The following is an 18,880-nucleotide window of genomic DNA, read 5'->3' on the forward strand; positions in this document are numbered from 1 at the left end:
GGTCACAAGTGCAGTCTGTCAGCTGGCGGTGGCCAGCAGCAGGTCCTGCATCGCACGCGCCTTGTCACGCCCACGGTCCAATGCGTGCAACGACGCCGCAATTTCGTCGGCGCGAATCGGCAATACCGACAGTAAGGTATCGCTCAAGCCATGGCTGGCCTGGCTGAAGCCCTGAATGTAAATGCCCGCCTTGCAGCGCTCGTCAGTGACGATGCGGTAGTCGCGCGCCACCTCGAAGTCGCCCATGTAGGCGTGCAGCGGGGCGAGCAATTCACGGTGCATCCGGCGCTCGTAGCCGGTGGCCAGGATCACTGCGTCGTAGTGGTGGGTGCTGGTGGCGCCGGTGGCGTTGTTGCGCAGCACCAGTTCGATGCCCAGCGGGCCGGAGGTGGCTTTCTCGACCACGGTCATCGTGCGGAAGGCATGGCGGGCGATGCCGGAAACTTTCTGGCGATAGAAAATCCCGTAGATGCGTTCGATCAGGTCCAGGTCCACCACCGAATAGTTGGTGTTCTGGTACTCGGCCACCAGACGCTCACGTTCGGCACCGACTTGCTGGAACACCAGGTCGGTAAACGCCGGCGAGAACACTTCGTTGACGAACGGGCTGTCATCCGCCGGCTTCAATGCCGAACCGCGCAGGATCATGTCCACTTGCACCGACGGGAAGCTGTCATTGAGGTCGATAAAGGCCTCGGCCGCGCTCTGGCCACCGCCGATGATCGCAATGCGCATCGCCTTGCCGTCGACACAGGGCTGGGCGGCCATGCGTTCCAGGTACTGGCAGTGATGGAATACCCGGCTGTCGCCCTTGAGCGCCTTGAATGCCTCGGGAACGCGCGGTGTACCGCCGGCACTGACCACCACCGAACGGGTGGTGCGCACATGCTGCTCACCCAGGGCATCGCGGGAAATCACGCGCAGCGCCTCGACCTGCTGCTGATGGAGGATCGGCTCGATGGCCAGCACTTCCTCACCGTAGCGGCTCTGGGCCTGGAACTGCCCCGCCACCCAGCGCAGGTAGTCGTTGTACTCCATGCGGCACGGGTAGAAGGTGCCCAGGTTGATGAAGTCCACCAGACGGTCGTGGGCCTTGAGGTAATTGACAAAGGAGTACGGGCTGGTGGGGTTGCGCAGGGTCACCAGGTCCTTGAGGAAGGAAATCTGCAATTCACTCTGGGTGACCAGGGTGTTGCCGTGCCAGCGATAGTCGGCCTGTTTGTCGAGAAACAGCACGTCCAGTTTGCCCTGCGCCTTTTCACGCTCCTGCAGGGCGATGGCCAGCGCCAGGTTCGAAGGGCCGAAACCGATACCGATCAGGTCGTGAACCGCGGGCGAAGCAATTGCCTGTGTCATTCCAGTGTCCTCTGGATAAGCCCCATGGCGGTCGGGGCGGGAATACCTTCAAGACCTGCAAAACAGATCATGTGTTGATAGGAAACGAGGACAGCGAAATAAAATTTAACTAACGGCTCATCAGCGCGCGTCCGATTCGCCCATTGCGTAATGGCAGTTTGAGCATGTGCCGGCCAGCATCGCTTTGTACAAGGCATCGGGTGGCGGCTGGCAAAGCTGAATCCGATAAACAAAAATCCGTTTTCGTACATCAGTCGCCTGCTAAGCCTACATTCACCGCCCAGGGTACTTGGTAAAAAAGCCGCCACCACACGGCCGCCCTGGACCTTTTGATGACGCTTGCAAAACACCTCGCGTGCAGCGGCCTCTGGCTGGCAGCCAGCCTTGGTCATGCCGAGCCGCTGATCAAGCCCACCGCTATCGATTGGCAGTTGGATTGCTCGCTGCCTGGCGTTGAACGCCTGGACCCAAGCGTACTGGAGCGCACCCAGTGCGGCCTGGTCAGCGTGCCGCGCAATTACGCCGCGCCAGGGCAAGGCAACCTGCGCCTGCGGGTGACCCGCGTCGGCGCGCGCCAGCCGCTGAGCCGCGAGGGCCTGATATTCGTCCAGGCCGGCGAGGCACCGTCAAACAAAACAGCCGGTACCTTCGCCGTGCACCTGGCCAGCCGCTGGGGCAGCTACGCCACCCAGGCCTATCGCACCCTGCTCAACCGCTACGACATCATCGAACTCGACCCGCGCAACCTCGACCAGGCCAACGCCGTGGAACAGGCCGCGCAAGACATGGAGTTCGTACGCGCCCAACTGGGTGACGCGCAACTGCATTACCTGGGCAACGCCGAGGCGACTCGCCTGGGCAGCCGCTACGCCGAGCTGTTTTCCGAACGCGTGGCGCGCATGGTGCTGGTCAACGCCGCCCCTTTCGCCCCCAGCGCCGCACAGGTGCAACAGGTGCATCTCAAGGGCGCCAACAACTGCGTCATGCAATGGATCGGCGACTTTCTCGCCTACGGCAAACAGCCGCCGCCGTCCACGCGCTGCCTGGATTCGGGTGGTGGAAACGACACCCTGCGTTGACACCTGGCTCAGCGCGGTTCTCGCGCCATCAACGTTTTCCGGAGTTTTACGCAACGTGCTCCCTATAGCCTTGCGTGTAGCATTCCAATTCCTAACCTTTACACTGTCGCCCATTCTTCTCCGGGGGCTTCATGGACATCGAACTGGCACGCACTTTCCTCGAAATCACCCGCTGCGGCAGCCTGGCCGCGGCGGCTGAGAAACTGCACGTCACCCAGACCGCCATCACCGCACGCGTCAAGAACCTGGAAAACCAGCTGGGCTGTACGCTGTTCGTGCGCAACCGCGCCGGCGCCCGGCTGACGGCCGACGGCGAGGCCTTCGTGGTGTACGCCAATCAGTTGCTGCAAACCTGGGAAGCAGCGCGCCGCGACCTGCCGTTGCCCGATGGCTATCGCAATGTGCTGCATATCGGTGGCGAGGTGAGCCTGTGCAACCCGTTGATGCTCGGCTGGGCCCAGGCCCTGCGCGAACACATCCCCGGGCATGCGCTGCGCACGGAAATCCGCGAAGGCGAATACCTGCTGCGCCAGCTGGAGCTGGGCGTGCTCGACGCCGCGCTGGTGTTCCAGCCGCAATACTGGCCGGGGTTGCAGGTGGAGCAGGTGCTGGAAGAAAAACTGATCCTGGTGCAGTTGGTGAGCCAGCCCGAGCCCTACGTGTACATCGATTGGGGCCCGGGCTTTCGCCAACAGCATGACGCCGCCCTGCCCGACAAAGCTCGCGCGGCGGTGAGTTTCAACCTGGGGCCGTTGGCGTTGCAGTACATCCTGGAAAATGGCGGCGCCGGTTACTTCCGCACACGGGTGGTGCAAAGCTACCTGGACAGCGGCGTGATGCGGCGTGTGCCCAAGGCCCCGGAGTTCAGTTTCCCGACGTACCTGGTGTACTCGCGGGCGCGGGATTCGGCGGTGTTGCAGCGTGCGCTGGAATTGCTGCGCGGGGTGGTCAAGGCCGAAAGTGACTGGTCGCAACGCTGGGACCCGCTGATGTGAGCCCCATAGCCCGAACCACAGTGCCTACGTTGCAGGTTTGCCGAGGTCAATTTTCATGCGACTCACCCCAGGAATACTCACCCATGAGCCAGTCTTTCGTTGAGCGGTAACTGACATCATCACCCCATCATTGGTTATGAAGGTCGGCCGCGCCATATTGCCGCCTTCGAGGCTAGTGGAGAACGCATTTTTAAAGGTCAGTGCTCGCTCCTGCGGGCCTGTATCCAGATCACTATCCACAGTCAATTTGACGGTCAAATCGCCAGAGGGCGAAACGCTCCAACCTGTAACCTGCTCAGCGGAATAATCCAGTTTGACCGTACTGCTGCCAGGGTCATCAATTGTCACCGCCTCGTGGTGCTTGTTGACGATATAAGTATTTGTCCCGCCCTGCCCGGTGACATGGGCGCCGCCGTTTATAGTCACGAGGTTGTTGCCTTGGCCCGTAAAGACCTCATCCTTAGTGCCGTTGAGGACAAACCAATTATTCTCATGATTGCCCTGGATGTAGCTTTCCCCTTTCTCAACCGTAGCCACATTGGAGAAGGATTGGAAATGAGCGATTTTTTTCACGCCCTGTGTATTTGAACGCTCGGTTTTAACCGATACCGTATTGTTATTCATATCAATCACATGCCCCTGGTACCTCGCCGCTTTTTTCTCGCCATTCTCCTCATAATCGACACTCAAAGCGCCCGAAAAAGACAGCGTATTGCGTCCCCCACCGCCATTGAGTGAAGTTTGCCGTGGGCTGAAGCCCGCCTTTTCGGTTTCAGAGACTTGCTGAGCCTGTTCAAGTACCTGCCGCGCATCGGCATTGAGGACCACCGTGTCGTCCGCGTCCCCTCCGTTAATTCCTTTCTTGCCTGCTCCCAATAAAAAGTAATTTGGCTTTTTCTGCATGCCTGTGACCCAGTCATCGCCGTCGCCCAGATCCCAGAGCGTGGCCTTGTTCTCCCCCGGTTCGCCTTCAACGGCGTTAACAGGCTTACCGTTCCATGATTTGAAAGGACTTGAAATATGGTCGTTGCCGCCAGTGATGCCAACACTCGGCACCTCGCCGTCAATTTCGCCCAGGTTCAGCACCCAAGTAATGGGTGAGTACCAGAGGAAGGGCGTCAGCGGAACTTTGCCTGGGACCAGCTTTGCCTCGACGTCGGTGGAACCAAAGACAACGCGTTCAAAATGCTGGCCGGCCGGGCCTTTCAAGAATGTTTTGTGGCGAATCCAGTTTCGAGACTCGTGTTCCTTGGAATACTTCGCTTCCAGATAGGGTTTTATGATGTCGAAGCCCGGCTCAAATCCAAGAAATGACTTCATGCCAATCGAGAATTTCTGCTCATCCGTAAGCGGTGTATGTTCATCAATGTCCTCAACCGTACGCACCGCCGAGTAAATCGCTTGGGCAGCCATCAAAGTGCCCGCCACGATAAGTCCCGCCGGTCCTGCTGCACCGGCACCGGCCAAAAATGCAGCCCCCAGAGCAATCGACGTGACTGCGTTGGCGACCGCAGAAGCTCCGTGGACATAATGATCCTGAGCTTCCTTGCCGGTGCTGCGGCCCGCTTTATTGAATGAATCGATGGCATTGTAGGCATCAAAGGGAATGCTGATGGCGGCTCCGGCAACGCCGGCGATTTTACCGATCATCTTGCCAAAACTGGACGACTTGAAGTCGAGCACGGTCGACGCGCTGGCGTTGACCACCTTCTGCGCCAACTTATTCGCGCCAACCTCTATCCCTGCCCCGACAAAATCCGATGCCACTGCGCCCAGACCTAGTGCGCCTGCCGTCGTATCACCACGCTGAAGCGCCTCTATGGAAGTGCGCAGTCCCTGAAAACTGCTGAACGCCTGAAAGGCGAGTCCGCCCGCCCTGCTACCTGCCTGTGGACCTGGATTACCCGAAGAGAAAAAATGCTCAGGCATCGGTTGTTTACTGTGCTTCAGCGCCTTTATCGAAGCGTGATGCTCGCGCAGTTCATGGACTTGCTTTTGCAATGCCTCAGCGATCGTCGACCCATCGCCCCGCTGGATCAGCGGTTCCGAGACCGGTGAACGGTGCGCCGCGATCTCGGCGAGTACATTGGCCACACGATCGGCGGCCTCACCCGGCTCCGCTCGCAGGTGGGCCGCAAAACGGGGATAGTCGATCTGCAACTGGCTGATCAGCTTGCTGCCATCGGTGTCACCGGCCAGTGCAGCTTCAACCGGACGGCCGTTGATACTGCCCCCCATTTTGTAGAGCTCGACACGGCTGACGTCCAACTCGCCGATTCGGAGAGGGCCGTGGCTCGCATCGAGTTTCTGTAGATGCTTCACTTGCGCTTCGTCAATCGGAACCACTCCAGGGGTCGTTGGTTTTACCGGAACTGGCTTCGGGTCTTTTTCTGCGCGAGGGGACAATAGTTTTTTGCGTGATTCCTCGGCAGAACTGTCGAGCTTTCCATCGTAAAGACCGGCGACGAAAGACTCCTCCAAAAAATCAAACTGACTTCTGGAGGCCCGAGCACTGAGTTGATGGCCGCCGTCGCGAAACGGTTCAGTGTTATTCATCGCGCTCAGGAATTCTTTGGGCGTGGCCTTGTAGTAACCCACCATTCCCAGCTTGCCGGCGATCATCGCGGCTTGCTTTTGGGCCGTACCGTCAGCGCCCTTGGCCAGAGCCTCGGAGCCGGCTCGATCAGCAACAGTGTCGCCGCGTGCAGAGGCAGGGGCAAAGAAATCGTCACCCACAATTAACGTGGGAGGGTTGTCCAGACGCAGCTGCGACTGCGGTTGATCACCAGGGTTGGCAATGATCACCTTGATCTCTTTACCCACAGACTTGGCTGCGTCGGGGTCACTGTGTTGAAGTTTCAATAGCGCTGCCCGAATGGCATCGGTCACTTTTTCTGGCCGGTTCGGGTCGCCGTCATGATGGCTTGATATCTGAACCTTGACCCCCGCGATATCCTCCACATGGAACCGTTTTGGCTCATGAATACTGTCGCGGGCAAGGTTTGTGCGCTCGCGCTCCATACGCTCGAATACAAAAGGGTATTGCGCGGGCGCGGCGGACTCGTTGATCACATTGACCAAGCGTTGTTGAAGATTTTTCGTGACAGATACAAGCGGGGAGTTTGGGTAACTGGCAATAAAAGTCTTGACCGAGTCGAGTACCTCCAACGCTTGGTGAAACTGGGGCATCCCCTTGGCGTCGTGCAGCTTTTTCAGTCCCTGTGTCACACGATCGTAATCGGCCTTTTGCGCAGGTTCAGGGGCCGGCGACTGGGCACGAAACTCGTCAAGCGTAGGCAGGCGGGAAGCATCGATCACCTTGACGGTATCGAGCCCTGCAAGGGGAGCGTCGTACATGAATTTGATGCTGTTGGAGGCACCGTTCACCTCAGGGACATGGTTGGAATTGAACACACTGATCAAGTACTTGGGGCCGCCCGGTCCGCTTTGTACAGGAGAGGTCAGATGACTAAGTTCGGGACTGGTAAATATCTTTTTCAACCCTTGCTCAAAGGCTTTGAGAGACGAAAACTCAACCAAACCTATATTGGGATCGCTGTAGTAGTAAGTGCGTTTACCCTGCGGGTCGACAATTACACCGGCCGACAAGCGGTGGCCTTTGCTGCTGATCAATAATGTTTGGGTGGCGGGCGCGTCCTGCAATCGCGAAGCGATGGTGGCATAGGCTTCCAGCTTCACCGTCGCAGGATCATGTGCGATACCACGCTCCTTGACTCGGCTCTGGACCTTGGCTATCTCGTTGAAAAACGCTTGGGATTCGGGAGTGTCCGGGTGAGCGATCGCCTGATAAGCGTTGCTCATGAACGTGTGATGTTTACCTTCCGCCACGGCCAACGACAGCAGATGTGAGAACCCTGCGCATTCCCCACCGGACAACTGATTGACCATGCTCAGAAAGTAGCTTTGAGGTAAAGGGGTCAGCTTGACCCCTTCGCCCGACACAATCTTCGAGAACACGCGGACATTATTTTGAACGCTGGAGATAATACGCTGCTCGACGATGCGCTGCAGAGCACCCAATTGCTCCGGACTGAAGTGTTGATCCAGCGCCAACCTCATGAGCTGCACGTCATTCATCGATTTGACGTAGCCAGGCAGATTGACTGAGGAGGGTGTCTCATAGCCGTTTCTGTAGTCTTGGCTTTTAACCCCTAACTTGCCCTGACTCATCTTGGCTTGATAAATCATGAGAACCTCCTCATCCGACATGCCTGCGGTAAAAGCCGGCTGCCCAGGCCCTTGCGCGCGCGGCACTTGCCTGCGGGTGCGATCCATGACCGGAGGGTCTTGCTGCTCTTGGGGTGATGTCAACGTGTCGACAACCGGGGCGGGGGGCGGCAGAGAAGTCGGTATCGGAGGCTGAACGGTAATTGAATTCATGGATACATCTGCCCTAATGCAAGACTATCAATCCAGGCATCCTTGACGCAGTGAGCATCCTTGCCAGGCAAACGTATCAACTCAGTGAAAAAACAAACTATCAGACTTATCCGGCAAAACTTGAAACGTGCATTGCGGTGCAGCCTGTGCCAACGCCAAAAGTTTGAAATCAGTGCGGGCCTGCTCCACCGCTTTTTCGGCAGCGTCTACTTCCTGTGAGACGCATCCGAGTAACGCCATGGGTCTTGAGACAATTTGAATAAAAAAGGGGCAGCCGGTTCAGGCTGCCCCTTTTCATTTACCGCGCTGTATCAGTGTTTGATGTCCTGGGTGCAGATATGCCCCAGGCTCACGTAGGGAACGTTATCACCGCCCACCCCCACACCTGGGAACTCGTCCAGCTCGATCCGCCAGCCGCCGAAGTTGAAGGTGGTGTCCCAGTTGTACGCCACGCCGGTGCTGCTGTCCGGGATCACCACACGGTAATCGCCGAAGCACTCACCCAGGCCGGCACTGGCCAGGGTCGCGCCCGCGCTGTTGGTGGTGGCCTTGAAGTCGGTCCAATGGAACTCGGCACCGTCAAAACGCTTGTCGACGCGCAGGATCGGCGTCACACCCAGCAACGGCACGCCCGTGGAATCGGCCCATTGGGTCGACCAGTTCAGCGTACGCGCAGTCTGTGTTGCCAGCGGGAACACCGACACCGGCACGCGCACAATGTGGTCGCCCTTCACATCGAAACTCTTCAAGCTCGGCGCCGACCCCAGGGTCAGTTTGTATTGGGCATTCGGGTCCTGGGTGACGCCAGGGTTGGCACGGATGCGCACCTGCGCCACAGCGCCTGGCGCCAGACCGGAGGCAACCAGGTTATCGCCGGCCGGTACCTGGACCCAGTTGTTACCTTCCAGACGCTCGAAAATCCACTGGTCACGGACGCCTTTCTTGTCATCGCTGAGGGACATCGCCACGTTCTGTCCACGGGTGGCCTGGAACGCGAAATAGTCGACATCGTTGGGGTTATCGAGGTTGCCGGTCACCTTGTTCAACGCGTCGGGCAGCACGAACGAGGCTTGCGGGGTGTCGTTGGGTTCGTAGGCGTCGATGTTGGTGTCCACCGCCACGCCAAAACTGAACTGCGCGTTGCTCGCCTCGTTGGCCACCATGTACCAGTAGTAATCCCCCGCCGGCAGCACGCCGCCCAGGAACTCATCGGCATTGCCCGCGTTGTCGGAAGTATCGACCAGCTGCGGATTGCCCTGGCCGTCATCCCGGAACAGGCTCAGCGACATATTGGCACCGGCACTTTGATCGATCAGTTGCACCAGCACGCGAGCGCTTTGCGGCAGGTTGAAGTGGTAGGGAAATTCCTGGCCTGTCTGCACATCGGTGATGGTGTAGAGGGTGTTGACGTCCAGCGTCGGGAACAGCGGCACGAACTCGGCAACCGCCGTTTTCAGCTGGTCCTGGGCGGGTTTCTTCAACTCGCTGTCAGCGCTGGCAACCTGGGTGGTTTTGGCCGGTTGACTGGCCACGGCCTTGGATTTTCCGGCCGCCTTGACCGCCATCGCCGCCTTGAGTTTTTGTTGCAACTGCGCGGAGACGGGCTTGGCCTGGAGCGTGCCGCCCGCCTTGAGGGCTTTTTGCGCGGCCTGCTTGACCGCCTGCGCACTCAGCTTGGGGGTGGGTTGCGAAGGGTACTGCTCGGCCAGGGCAAAGGCCGAAACGAAGCAGGAGGCCGCCATGGCCGCGCCCAGCATAAAGGCTTTTTTCGATTTCATTTTTTATCCATCCATAGTTAAAAACTGAAGGTCAGGTGACATCCGGTCACCTGGGATGGAATCTAGCCAACAACTGTATGCATGTCCAGTATTTTTGTAGGAAATTTTACCTCTTCAATACCCGGTCATTTCCAGATACCCCACCCCACCGTCGAACCGCACCGGCCCTTCCCAATACGGAACACTCAGGTTCATCCAGGCATTCGGGTTGACGGCCTCGGTGGTGATATCCAACTGCTTGCCGGGAATCTTCAGCGACCAGCGCGTCGGCAGGATGCGCCCCTCGATGGCCGTGGTTGCCAGCGGTGCCAGTTGAATATCGGCGTTGTGCAACGTCTGCGCATGGCCTTGCGGGTCGATCCAGGTGCCGGTGAGATAGCCGGCGCCGTCCTGCTGACGCACGCGGAACAGCATCAGTTGCGCCCCGCTGTCCAGGTGCAGGGAGAACCAGTCCCAACCGGTCTGGCTGGCGCTCAGGGGTTGGCTGCTCCACTCGCGATCAAGCCAGGCGGGGCCGGTGACCTGGTACACCTTGCCAGCCAGGCTCAGGCTGCCGCTCGCGCTGAAGAACGGCTGGCTGTAGTAGTACGACGCCTGGCCCTGGTCGGATTTGCGGCTGTAGCCGTTGTCGCCTTGCAGCACCAGCGGACGGCTGGAGGTCAGGTGCAGATCGTAGGCGAATTGCGCACCGCTGGCCTTGAGTTGCATATCCGCCAAGGCACTGGCGGCGCCGGGGCGACTGGCAAAACTCCAATCGTCGATCCAGGCGTTGAAGGGCACCGCCTCGGCGCCGGCCTGGCCGACGCCGCCGCGGGCCAGGCGTTCGGCGGCGTAGTGGCGGCTGGCAGAGGTGACGGCGGCGTGGCCAAGCCACACGGTGGAGTCACGCCAGCCCGCTTGCGTCGGCCCGGCCTTGAGCGCGTTGCGAAACAGCGTCCATTGCACGCCGAACTCATTGCCCTGGGCATCCTTGAGGTTGGCGGTGACGTACCACCACTCGATGCGAAAGCCATCATGGGGCCCGTGATCTTCGGGAAAGCTGAAGACTTTGCCCGGCACCACCTGGGCAAAATCCGCCGCATCACTGCCCAGACCCGCGAAGCTCTGCGCCGGCGCGGGGGCTTTGTCGCAGCCGGCCAGCAATAACACCGCGCACAGCAAGGCTTTAATCTTCATGGGCGAACGTCCTCAACAAGTCCGCCGGACGGCTGCGGTACAGCTGCCACAGCGGCCACGCCGATGCCAGCAATGTCGCCAGCAATGCCAGCCCGAGCAACTGCGCCAACTGCCACGGGAATACCTGCAACGGCAGGCGCCAGCCAAAGGCTTGCACGTTGATCACCGCATCCAGGCACCATGCCAGCAGCAGGCCCAACGGCACCGCCAGCGCCAAGGTGAGTACCGCCAGCAACCAGGTCTGCCCCAGGTTCAACAGCATCAATTGCCGGCGCGTCACGCCCAGCGCCCACAGCGGTGCGAGTTGGCCCAGGCGGCTCTGGCTCTGGGTCAGCAAACTGATGAACAGCGCCACGCCGGCAACGCCGAGGGTGAGACTGTTAAGGGCACTGGTCGCGGCGAACGTACGCTCGAACACCTGGCTCGACCAGCCCTTGAGTTGCTGTTGATCGACGATGCGGCTGTCCTCCAGAGCAAAGGCGCGCTGCACCTCACGCACCAGCGGCGCCACATCGGTCGGCGCGACGCGCAGGTTGAAACGCGCCGGCGAAAGGTTCGGCCAATGCGCCAGCAGGTGCTCGGCGTTGACCAGCAGGTGGCCCTTGGGATTACCGTAATCGGCGTAGATCCCCACGATCCTCGGCGACCACACGCCCTGGGGCGTAGGAATGTCGAGCGTATCGCCGAGCGTGATGGATAACCTGCGCGCCAGCTGCTCGCTGAGCATCAGGGTGTCGTCTTTATGCAACCGGTCCCACGGTTCGTCCACCGCCGCCAGCAACGGCCAGTGCTGACGGTAGGTCGGGTCGTCGACCACCCCGAACATGTCCGCCGGCCAGCCGCGCACTTGCACGTCGACCTGCCAGGTGGGCAGTACCCTGCGCACCAACGGCTGTTGCGTCAGCCAGCGGCTGAGTTGCTCCGCCTGGGCCGGGCTTTGCGGGTTCAGGTACAGCTCGGCGGTGAGGCGTTGTTCCAGCCAGTGGTTGAAGGTCGAACGGAAGCCGGAAGTCATGGAGCCCGCACCGATGTTCGCGGCCAGGGCCAACAGCAGCGCCATCAAGGCCAGGCTCAGCGCCGGCAATTGCTGGCGACAATCGGCGAGAAACCACTGGCCGAGCACCGAACGGCTGCGTCCCAGCACGGCCTTGAGCAAACCGTTGAGCAGCACCGGCAAGCCCAGGGCTGCGCCGAGCAGTAACGCCGCCATCAGCACAAAGCCTGCGACCAGGCTATCGCCCAGCCACAGCGCCAGCAGCGCGATGAGCAATGCCGCGCCCGCCACCCAAGCCTGACGTCGCAACCAGCGCCCATGGGCCTCATGCCAGGCCTGGGCATTGGCCAGCGCCAGCAACGGCAAACGCGCCGCGCGCCACAGGCTGCCGGCACCGGCGAGCAGCGCACCCAGCAGGCTCAAGCCCAACCCCGCCAGCCACCACCCTGGGCTCAGGCTCAATTGCCCCGGCACCTCAGCCCCATACAGCCCACGCAAACTGGCGGCCACATCCGGCAGCAACGCGCCGGCCAGCAGGTAACCGCTGGCAACGCCAAGCACGCCTCCCAGCAGCGACAACGCCCCCAATTCCACGCCCAGGCTGAGAATCAGCAAGCGCGCACTCACCCCACAGGCGCGCAACGTACGCAACAGCCCGCGTCGCTGCTCCAGGGCCAGGCCAATGGCGGCATGCACAATAAACAGCCCCACCACAAAGGATAAAAAACCCAGCGCGTCGAGGTTCAGGTGAAAGCTTTCGGTGAGACGCGCAAGGTTGTTGTCCTCGCCCTGCTGCAATTGCAGCCCGGCAGGTGGCGTGGGGTGGCCGGCGGCGAAGGCGTTGTCGAGCAGCAAGCGCGACACCTGCCCCGGCATCTCCAGCAACGGTTGGGCGAAGCCGATATCGGTGAGCAACAGGCCCGGCGCCATGTCCGTTTGCGCCTGCAGCGGCGGCAGGCGTTGCCCATTGAGCAACTGCGGTTGCTGGCCCTCCCGCAGCCCCAGGGCCTGCAGGGTCTGCACGGCGATCCAGGTGCGGCCCGGCGGCTCGAAGAACGCCAACAGTTGCGCCTGGCTCAAGCGCTGCCCCGCCACCGCGCCGCTGCCGGGCAATGACAGCGGTTCGATACCCATCAATTGCAAGCGTACATCCGCCTGCCCCTGGAGCTGCACACGCCCCTGCACCACCGGCGACACCGGCCAGCCCGCTCGGCGCAACTGGGCGAACAGGCTTTGCGGCAAACGCGCAGCGTCCGGCGCGGTGAGGCTGGCCTGGGGTTCGCCGCCGATCAGTTGGCTGGCGCGGGCATAACTGTCACGTGCCTGGCTATTAAGCGCCTGCACCCCGGTCAACAGCGCGGTGGCCAGCCACAGGCCGGTCAGTACGCTGAAAAACTGCACCGGGTGGCGCCGCCAATGGCTGAGCAGTGCACGCAGCGCCCAATAAAACACCGCCATCTCAGTGCGCGTCCGTGGGCATGACATGGCCGCGATGCAGCACCATCTGGCGGTCCAGGCGTGCCGCGATGCGCGGGCTGTGGGTGACCATCAACAGGCTGGTGGGGCTGTCGCGCAGCACCTCCAGCAGCAGTTGCAGCACCTCGTCGCTGGTGGCTTCGTCGAGGTTGCCGGTGGGCTCGTCGGCCAACAACAATCGCGGGCGCGACGCCAGGGCCCGTCCCACCGCGACGCGTTGTTGCTGGCCGCCGGAGAGTTGTTCCGGATAACGCTTGAGCAAGTCGCCCAGGCCCAGGCGTTCCACCAATTGCGCCTGCCACGCAGGGTCAAAGCGCCGCGCCAGGCGCGCCTGGAAGGCCAGGTTGTCGTCGACGCGCAGGCTGCCGATCAGGTTGAACTGCTGGAACACCAGGCCGATTTCGGTACGCCGCCAGTGGGCCAGCTGCGGCTCGCTCAGCCGGTCGAGGCGCTGCTCGCCGACGCGAATGCTGCCGCCGTCCACCCGGTCGAGCCCGGCCACCAGGTGCAGCAAGGTGCTCTTGCCACTGCCCGACTCCCCCATCAACGCCAGGCTGCTGCGTGCGGCCAGGTGCAAATCCACACCCGCCAACACCGCCAACGGGCCCTGCGGCGTGGCATAGCTTTTGAACACTCCTTGCACCTGCAACATGGCAACACTCATTTGATGGGCGGCAATCGAGAATAACGGCTGCGGATTGAAGCCACGCAAATTTTTCACATGGATTTCACCGGTTGCCCACCCACCGAACTCTAAAGTTCCGACCCAAGCGTCACGCGTCGGTAACTTTTCAGTGACCACGCCTGGCAACTTTTTAAGCGCGACCTATTCAGCGAAAAGACAGCAGCGCTGTGACAGCCTCGCGCTTCACTGCGGTGACTTGCCATTACGTTGCGCCCAATTAATACAACATTGCCAACAGCGCCCATGGTGAATGAAGTGGTTGACCTTACCCTGACCAAACCACGCTCGCGTCGGGCTGCGCTCAAACGCCTGCGACGCCGGGGACTGGGCATTGCCGTGATCGCCCTGCTGCTGACCGCCAGCGTGTTCTGGCCGAACTCGCCGCGCAACCTGGGGGTGGGTGATCGCCTGCTGACCTCCGAGGTTTTACCCCTGTGGCGCGACGGCGACTTGATCGTCCTGGTGCGCCATGAAGAACGCTGCGACCGTTCGACCAACCCGTGCCTGGGCCCGGAAGAAGGTCTGACCATCAACGGCAGCCAACAGGCACAGAACCTCGGCAAAGCCTTTAAAAGCCTGGGCATGGACGGCAGCGACATCCTCGCCAGCCCCGCCATTCGCACCGCCCAGACTTCACGTTTCATGTTCGGCAAGAGCGACGTCACCTCGGGCCAGCAAGCAGTCTGCGGCGCGGCCATGGGCGAAGAATTGCTGAGCCACAAGCAGCCGGGGCGCAACCTGGTCTTCGTCACCCACAGCGGTTGCATCGCCGACTTCGAAACCGCTCTGGGCTACCCCCGTGCCCGTTTCCCCGAGTACGGCAGCGCCCTGTTCGTACAAGTGCTGCCCAACGGCAAGTTCAAGGCCCTGGGCATCATGAACAACCCCGACTGGCCGGCCGCACTCAAGCAACTCTAACCCCCCTGGCCATTACAGCCTCGGTCCATGTTCAGCAAAAAGACAGCCCTGTTCTGGCATGTTGAGTTGCCTCTTTCAATCAAGGACGTCATGACGACCTCCTGTTATTCAGTGAATACCGTGACCGCTTACGTTAATACTTCGCTACTTGAACATGATGAATATGAACGTCAAGAAGCGACGTGTTCATGAGCCGCCTGAAACCCCTGCCGTTATTGTTGCTGGCCTTCGCCGCGTTTTATCTACTGCCCCTGGGCCTGCACGGTTTGTGGACGCCGGATGAAACCCGCTACGCCCAGATCAGCCAGGAAATGCTGCTCAGCGGCAACTGGGTGGCGCCGCACTTCATGGGCATCCGCTATTTTGAAAAACCCGCCGGCGGCTATTGGCTGATTGCGCTTGGCCAGGCGGCGTTCGGTCAGAACCTGTTCGGCGTACGCATCGCCTCGGCCCTCACCACCGGCTTGAGCGTACTGCTGGCCTATCTCATCGCCCGGCGTCTGTGGAACGACCCGCGCAAAAGCTTTGCCTGTGCTTTGCTGTACTTGAGTTTTGGCTTGGTCGCCGGGCAAGCCGGGTATTCCAACCTCGATCCGCAGTTCACGTTGTGGGTCAACCTCAGCCTGGTAGCGTTGTGGTTTGCCCTCGACAGCAGCACCCCGCGCAGCCGCCTGGGTGCCTGGGTGGTGCTGGGGTTCGCCTGTGCCATGGGGTTCATGACCAAGGGCTTCCTGGCCTGGGTGCTGCCGGTACTGATTGCCGTGCCCTATATGCTCTGGCAACGGCGCCTGGGCGAGCTGCTGCGCTATGGCCCGCTGGCGGTGGGCGTCGCGGTGCTGGTGTGCTTGCCCTGGGTGCTGGCGATCCACAACCAGGAGCCGGACTTCTGGCGCTTCTTCTTCTGGAATGAACACATCCGCCGCTTCAGTGCCGACGATGCGCAGCACGTGCGGGCGTGGTGGTTCTTCCTGCCGATCATCGCGGTGTCCTGCCTGCCCTGGGCCGGGTTGTTGCCCAGCACCCTGCGCGCCACCTGGCAGCAGAGACGTCAACCGCAGATCAGCTTCCTGGCCCTGTGGCTGCTGCTGCCGCTGGGGTTCTTCAGCCTGAGCAACGGCAAGCTGCCGACCTACATCATGCCGTGCCTGCTGCCGCTGGCCTTGCTGATGGGGCATACCTTGAGCGACTTGCTACGCCTGCACCGCGCCCGCCCGATCTGCCTCAACGGCCTCTTCAACTTCGTATTCGGCATGGCGGGCATGATCGGCCTGATCTACCTGCAAATCGCCAGGCCCGTGTACGGCAACAGCCACGCCGAGATGTTCAGCCTGTCCCTGGGCTTTATCGTGTTGTTGGCGTGGATACTCGCCAACCTGCTGCAAGCCTTCCGTCCCCTCACGTTGTGGGCGATGCCGGCGCTGGGGATTGGCGTGCTAGTGATCCTGCTGCCGGCGAGCATGCCCGCGCCGATCGCCGATAACGAAATGCCCGACACGTTCGTCCTGGAACATCAGCAACTGCTGCAGGAAACCCACGCCCTGCTCAGCAACGACCTGAGCCTCGCCGCCGCCCTGTCCTGGCGCCTGCAACGCCCGCAGGTGACGCTGTATGACACCGAGGGCGAACTGCGTTATGGCCTGCAATATGCCGATTCGGTTCAACGCAAAGTCAATCTGGACCAAGTACAGACCTGGCTCAAGGACGCCCGCCAACACGGCCCGGTCGGCGTGCTGATGCGGGTCGGCAGCACCAGCGAAATGCGCGAGGTCGGGCAACTGCCGCCGGGGGGCAAGCGGTATTCCAAGGGGGTGTTGGCGTTGATTGTGTATCCGCAATTGCCCATTACGAACGCAGGCTCGCCGCCTGAATAAAAGCCTCATCCAGACTCTTTGCCTCGTAGGCACGCATAAAGCCTTGCGCGTCATTGAAGCGATTGAAGCGCCGCTGGCTGAGCATGTAAAAATCATCGCAGTGCGTGACGATCTCATCGACGTTGTGCGATGAAACCAGCACCGCGACACCGTCCGCCGCCGCCCCCTCCAGGCATTGCCAGATGTGATAGCGAAACTCAGGATCTACCCCTGCGGTGGGCTCATCCAGTATCACAATATCGGCATTGGCGCAGAGCAGCGACAAGGTGAAAAACCAACGCTTTTCCCCGTAGCTGCAGAGGGAGGACTTTTTGTTCCAGAGTTCGCAGTAACGCTGCGCAATGCCAGGGCTCCATTTCTCGATTTGATCGAGCGCATGTTGTTGGGTGACCTTCGTTTCGGCGCAAAACAGCATGGTCATCTTGAAGATGTCGAACATACGCAATACAGCCGGCGTGCTGATGATTTGGGAGAGGTAAAGCAGCTTCGAAAAAGAGCTGTTTATCTCGCCGCCATCGATTTTCTTCAGGCCACAAAGCACGTCAAAAAACGTGGTTTTACCGGAACCGTTAGGCCCCAGCAGACCTGAGATCGAACCAGCCTCAACCTCCAGCGAGGCGTTATGAAGCACGATATGAGATGCATATCGAACATCAAGCGAGTCCACAATAAGCCGTGCCATCAATAACGACTCCAAACGGGATTAATCAGTAAAAAGCGAAACATCACCCACAATGAAAGTACGAGGCAAATGACCACTACCACAACAACCCACCCACACTCCGCCACCCCTACCAACATAATTCTATTTGCCCACCACATCGGATTAAAAAACCTGACGATGGCAAGCATCGGATTTAGGGAACCGATGCTTACGATACCAAGCGCCAACATCGTCAGGGACAACATGGAAAAAAGCGTACTTGCATTCTGAAAACCCACTGGAACCAGCGTCAACAAAAGCGCAGGTATGGAGAACAGCAGAAAGCAAACATAAAACCGCCCAACAATAACGAGATATTCGGCAAGACCGGCGACTCCGGAGGAATGACGTGTCATTACGTAGAAGACAGAGCAATACAGCATGGAAACGATCGAATAAGCAAAAAACTGTCCAGCAAGAAAAATAATTTTCGTCCGACCTGTGTAAACGAAGGATCGTAGGAAACCACTTTCTCTGCGACCCACTATGTAAAATGCCAACCCGAACAATGCAACACTTGAAGCGACAAAAGCGTAGAACCAGGAAGTACTGGACAAATAATCGGTAGATACCTCAGTTACCGGTGCCCTTGTGTAGGTAATCAGGTAGTAGGTAACGACTGGGGAAATCACCGTCCAAAATAACGCGACAGGTTCTTTTAATTGTTCTTTGATAAACAACAGTGCTAACAGAAAGGGCTTCGACAGGGAATACAGGGTCATGATTCACCTCATGAAAACGGAACCATCTTTGCCAAGCCAGACTGGCGTATCGAGGACTTAAACCGACAAAATCAAATCTAGCCCCTGAGAAAAAAATCGCAATATCTATAAAAAATCCATATAGGAAATTTAACCTCAAGCATTGGGAAGTTTCACTCAACAATTTCGGACGATCAATAGTTGCGAAAAACACTAAAAACCACTTCTCGCCGCGCATCAAAAACTTGTTTCTTTACTAAATTAATAAGTTACGCACAATCAAACTATAAGAAGCAATAGGCGCCTGCGCAGACGTTTTCTTTAGGAAAAGGTTTTCCCCTCAAAGATGCAGATGATTAATCCGACAAATGGCAAACCTTAGACTCTTTCAGGGCTCACCCAGAATGCGTAATTACCCACATTTGGATCGCGGGGGCTTCAAGTAAATGTCTGCCAGCTGTCAGACCGTCACGGGGCAAGAGCCTTCACTGAGGACCAGAAACCGGGGACTAACAGCGGCGTCGCTGGCATTTGGTCATGCTTTGTAAAAGGCCAGCAGGCTGCATCCCTTTTAATTGCAGGACGTTTCCGAGACAATCCCTGCCGCCTTGCGCCTGCTGGAATCGGTGGCTAGTCTGCGGTCCGTCACTGCTTATCAGTGATCGGGTTTAGTCGCCCGACCTTCAACGCGCGCATAGTGCTCCATGAGTTTTATGGTGGCTGTGTGCAGGGCACCTTAGGGTGCGC

At 59.6% G+C, this 18,880-nt stretch carries 12 protein-coding genes; 4 read left to right on the plus strand and 8 right to left on the minus strand.

Annotated features, from left to right (window positions below; translation table 11 throughout):
• Positions 1-18: 18 nt before the first annotated feature.
• Positions 19-1,356, minus strand: a complete 1,338-nt coding sequence (locus tag PSH66_RS19250; protein WP_141063147.1) for a lysine N(6)-hydroxylase/L-ornithine N(5)-oxygenase family protein — start codon at positions 1,354-1,356, stop codon at positions 19-21.
• A gap of 332 nt (positions 1,357-1,688) precedes the next feature.
• On the opposite strand from PSH66_RS19250, the gene PSH66_RS19255 reads away from it, so the two are divergent.
• Positions 1,689-2,435 (plus strand): alpha/beta fold hydrolase, encoded by a 747-nt coding sequence (locus tag PSH66_RS19255; protein ID WP_141063148.1) that lies wholly within the window; start codon positions 1,689-1,691, stop codon positions 2,433-2,435.
• 131 nt (positions 2,436-2,566) lie between these two features.
• Entirely contained in the window at positions 2,567-3,430 is an 864-nt protein-coding gene (locus PSH66_RS19260; RefSeq protein WP_003174895.1) for a LysR family transcriptional regulator, read from the plus strand.
• Positions 3,431-3,454: 24 nt separating this feature from the next.
• Here PSH66_RS19260 and PSH66_RS19265 read toward each other — a convergent pair whose 3' ends face one another.
• The 5 genes from PSH66_RS19265 to PSH66_RS19285 form a co-directional block, all read right to left on the minus strand.
• Positions 3,455-7,726 carry a hypothetical protein gene (locus PSH66_RS19265; RefSeq protein WP_305427459.1) on the minus strand — a complete coding sequence of 1,424 codons (4,272 nt, stop codon included), beginning with the start codon at positions 7,724-7,726 and terminating at the stop codon, positions 3,455-3,457.
• Between the two features lie 416 nt (positions 7,727-8,142).
• Positions 8,143-9,609, minus strand: coding sequence for an acid shock protein (locus PSH66_RS19270; protein ID WP_141063149.1), 1,467 nt, complete (start codon positions 9,607-9,609; stop codon positions 8,143-8,145).
• A gap of 114 nt (positions 9,610-9,723) precedes the next feature.
• The gene (locus tag PSH66_RS19275; protein WP_305427460.1) at positions 9,724-10,785 is read right to left on the minus strand and encodes a lipocalin-like domain-containing protein; all 1,062 of its coding nucleotides are present in this window, start codon (positions 10,783-10,785) and stop codon (positions 9,724-9,726) included.
• The gene (locus PSH66_RS19280; RefSeq protein WP_305427461.1) at positions 10,775-13,237 is read right to left on the minus strand and encodes an FtsX-like permease family protein; all 2,463 of its coding nucleotides are present in this window, start codon (positions 13,235-13,237) and stop codon (positions 10,775-10,777) included. The genes PSH66_RS19275 and PSH66_RS19280 overlap by 11 nt, the downstream gene beginning before the upstream one ends.
• Before the next feature lies 1 nt (position 13,238).
• Positions 13,239-13,907 carry an ABC transporter ATP-binding protein gene (locus PSH66_RS19285; RefSeq protein WP_042944977.1) on the minus strand — a complete coding sequence of 223 codons (669 nt, stop codon included), beginning with the start codon at positions 13,905-13,907 and terminating at the stop codon, positions 13,239-13,241.
• A gap of 276 nt (positions 13,908-14,183) precedes the next feature.
• Between PSH66_RS19285 and PSH66_RS19290 the strand changes: the two genes are divergently transcribed.
• Together PSH66_RS19290 and arnT are read left to right on the plus strand one after the other, a co-directional pair.
• On the plus strand, positions 14,184-14,858 hold the full coding sequence (locus PSH66_RS19290) for a histidine phosphatase family protein (RefSeq protein WP_141063152.1): 675 nt from the start codon (positions 14,184-14,186) through the stop codon (positions 14,856-14,858).
• A 188-nt stretch (positions 14,859-15,046) separates the two neighbouring features.
• Positions 15,047-16,729, plus strand: a complete 1,683-nt coding sequence (gene arnT / locus PSH66_RS19295) for a lipid IV(A) 4-amino-4-deoxy-L-arabinosyltransferase (RefSeq protein WP_305427462.1) — start codon at positions 15,047-15,049, stop codon at positions 16,727-16,729.
• Here the strand turns inward: arnT and PSH66_RS19300 are convergent.
• On the minus strand, positions 16,701-17,411 hold the full coding sequence (locus tag PSH66_RS19300) for an AAA family ATPase (protein ID WP_003174908.1): 711 nt from the start codon (positions 17,409-17,411) through the stop codon (positions 16,701-16,703). The genes arnT and PSH66_RS19300 overlap by 29 nt on opposite strands.
• Positions 17,411-18,154: an ABC transporter permease gene (locus PSH66_RS19305; RefSeq protein WP_141063155.1), complete on the minus strand. Its 744-nt coding sequence runs from the start codon at positions 18,152-18,154 to the stop codon at positions 17,411-17,413. The genes PSH66_RS19300 and PSH66_RS19305 overlap by 1 nt, the downstream gene beginning before the upstream one ends.
• Positions 18,155-18,880: the final 726 nt, after the last annotated feature.

Source organism: Pseudomonas sp. FP597 (assembly GCF_030687435.1).
Lineage (GTDB): Bacteria > Pseudomonadota > Gammaproteobacteria > Pseudomonadales > Pseudomonadaceae > Aquipseudomonas > Aquipseudomonas lactucae.

Coding starts and splice junctions, on each gene's coding strand:
- PSH66_RS19280 (WP_305427461.1), bottom strand. CDS start 13,237: ATGGCGGTGTTTTATTGGGCGCTGCGTGCACTGCTCAGCCATTGGCGG.
- PSH66_RS19275 (WP_305427460.1), bottom strand. CDS start 10,785: ATGAAGATTAAAGCCTTGCTGTGCGCGGTGTTATTGCTGGCCGGCTGC.
- PSH66_RS19300 (WP_003174908.1), bottom strand. CDS start 17,411: ATGGCACGGCTTATTGTGGACTCGCTTGATGTTCGATATGCATCTCAT.
- PSH66_RS19290 (WP_141063152.1), top strand. CDS start 14,184: ATGGTGAATGAAGTGGTTGACCTTACCCTGACCAAACCACGCTCGCGT.
- arnT (WP_305427462.1), top strand. CDS start 15,047: ATGAGCCGCCTGAAACCCCTGCCGTTATTGTTGCTGGCCTTCGCCGCG.
- PSH66_RS19305 (WP_141063155.1), bottom strand. CDS start 18,154: ATGACCCTGTATTCCCTGTCGAAGCCCTTTCTGTTAGCACTGTTGTTT.
- PSH66_RS19260 (WP_003174895.1), top strand. CDS start 2,567: ATGGACATCGAACTGGCACGCACTTTCCTCGAAATCACCCGCTGCGGC.
- PSH66_RS19270 (WP_141063149.1), bottom strand. CDS start 9,609: ATGAAATCGAAAAAAGCCTTTATGCTGGGCGCGGCCATGGCGGCCTCC.
- PSH66_RS19250 (WP_141063147.1), bottom strand. CDS start 1,356: ATGACACAGGCAATTGCTTCGCCCGCGGTTCACGACCTGATCGGTATC.
- PSH66_RS19285 (WP_042944977.1), bottom strand. CDS start 13,907: ATGTTGCAGGTGCAAGGAGTGTTCAAAAGCTATGCCACGCCGCAGGGC.
- PSH66_RS19255 (WP_141063148.1), top strand. CDS start 1,689: ATGACGCTTGCAAAACACCTCGCGTGCAGCGGCCTCTGGCTGGCAGCC.
- PSH66_RS19265 (WP_305427459.1), bottom strand. CDS start 7,726: ATGGATCGCACCCGCAGGCAAGTGCCGCGCGCGCAAGGGCCTGGGCAG.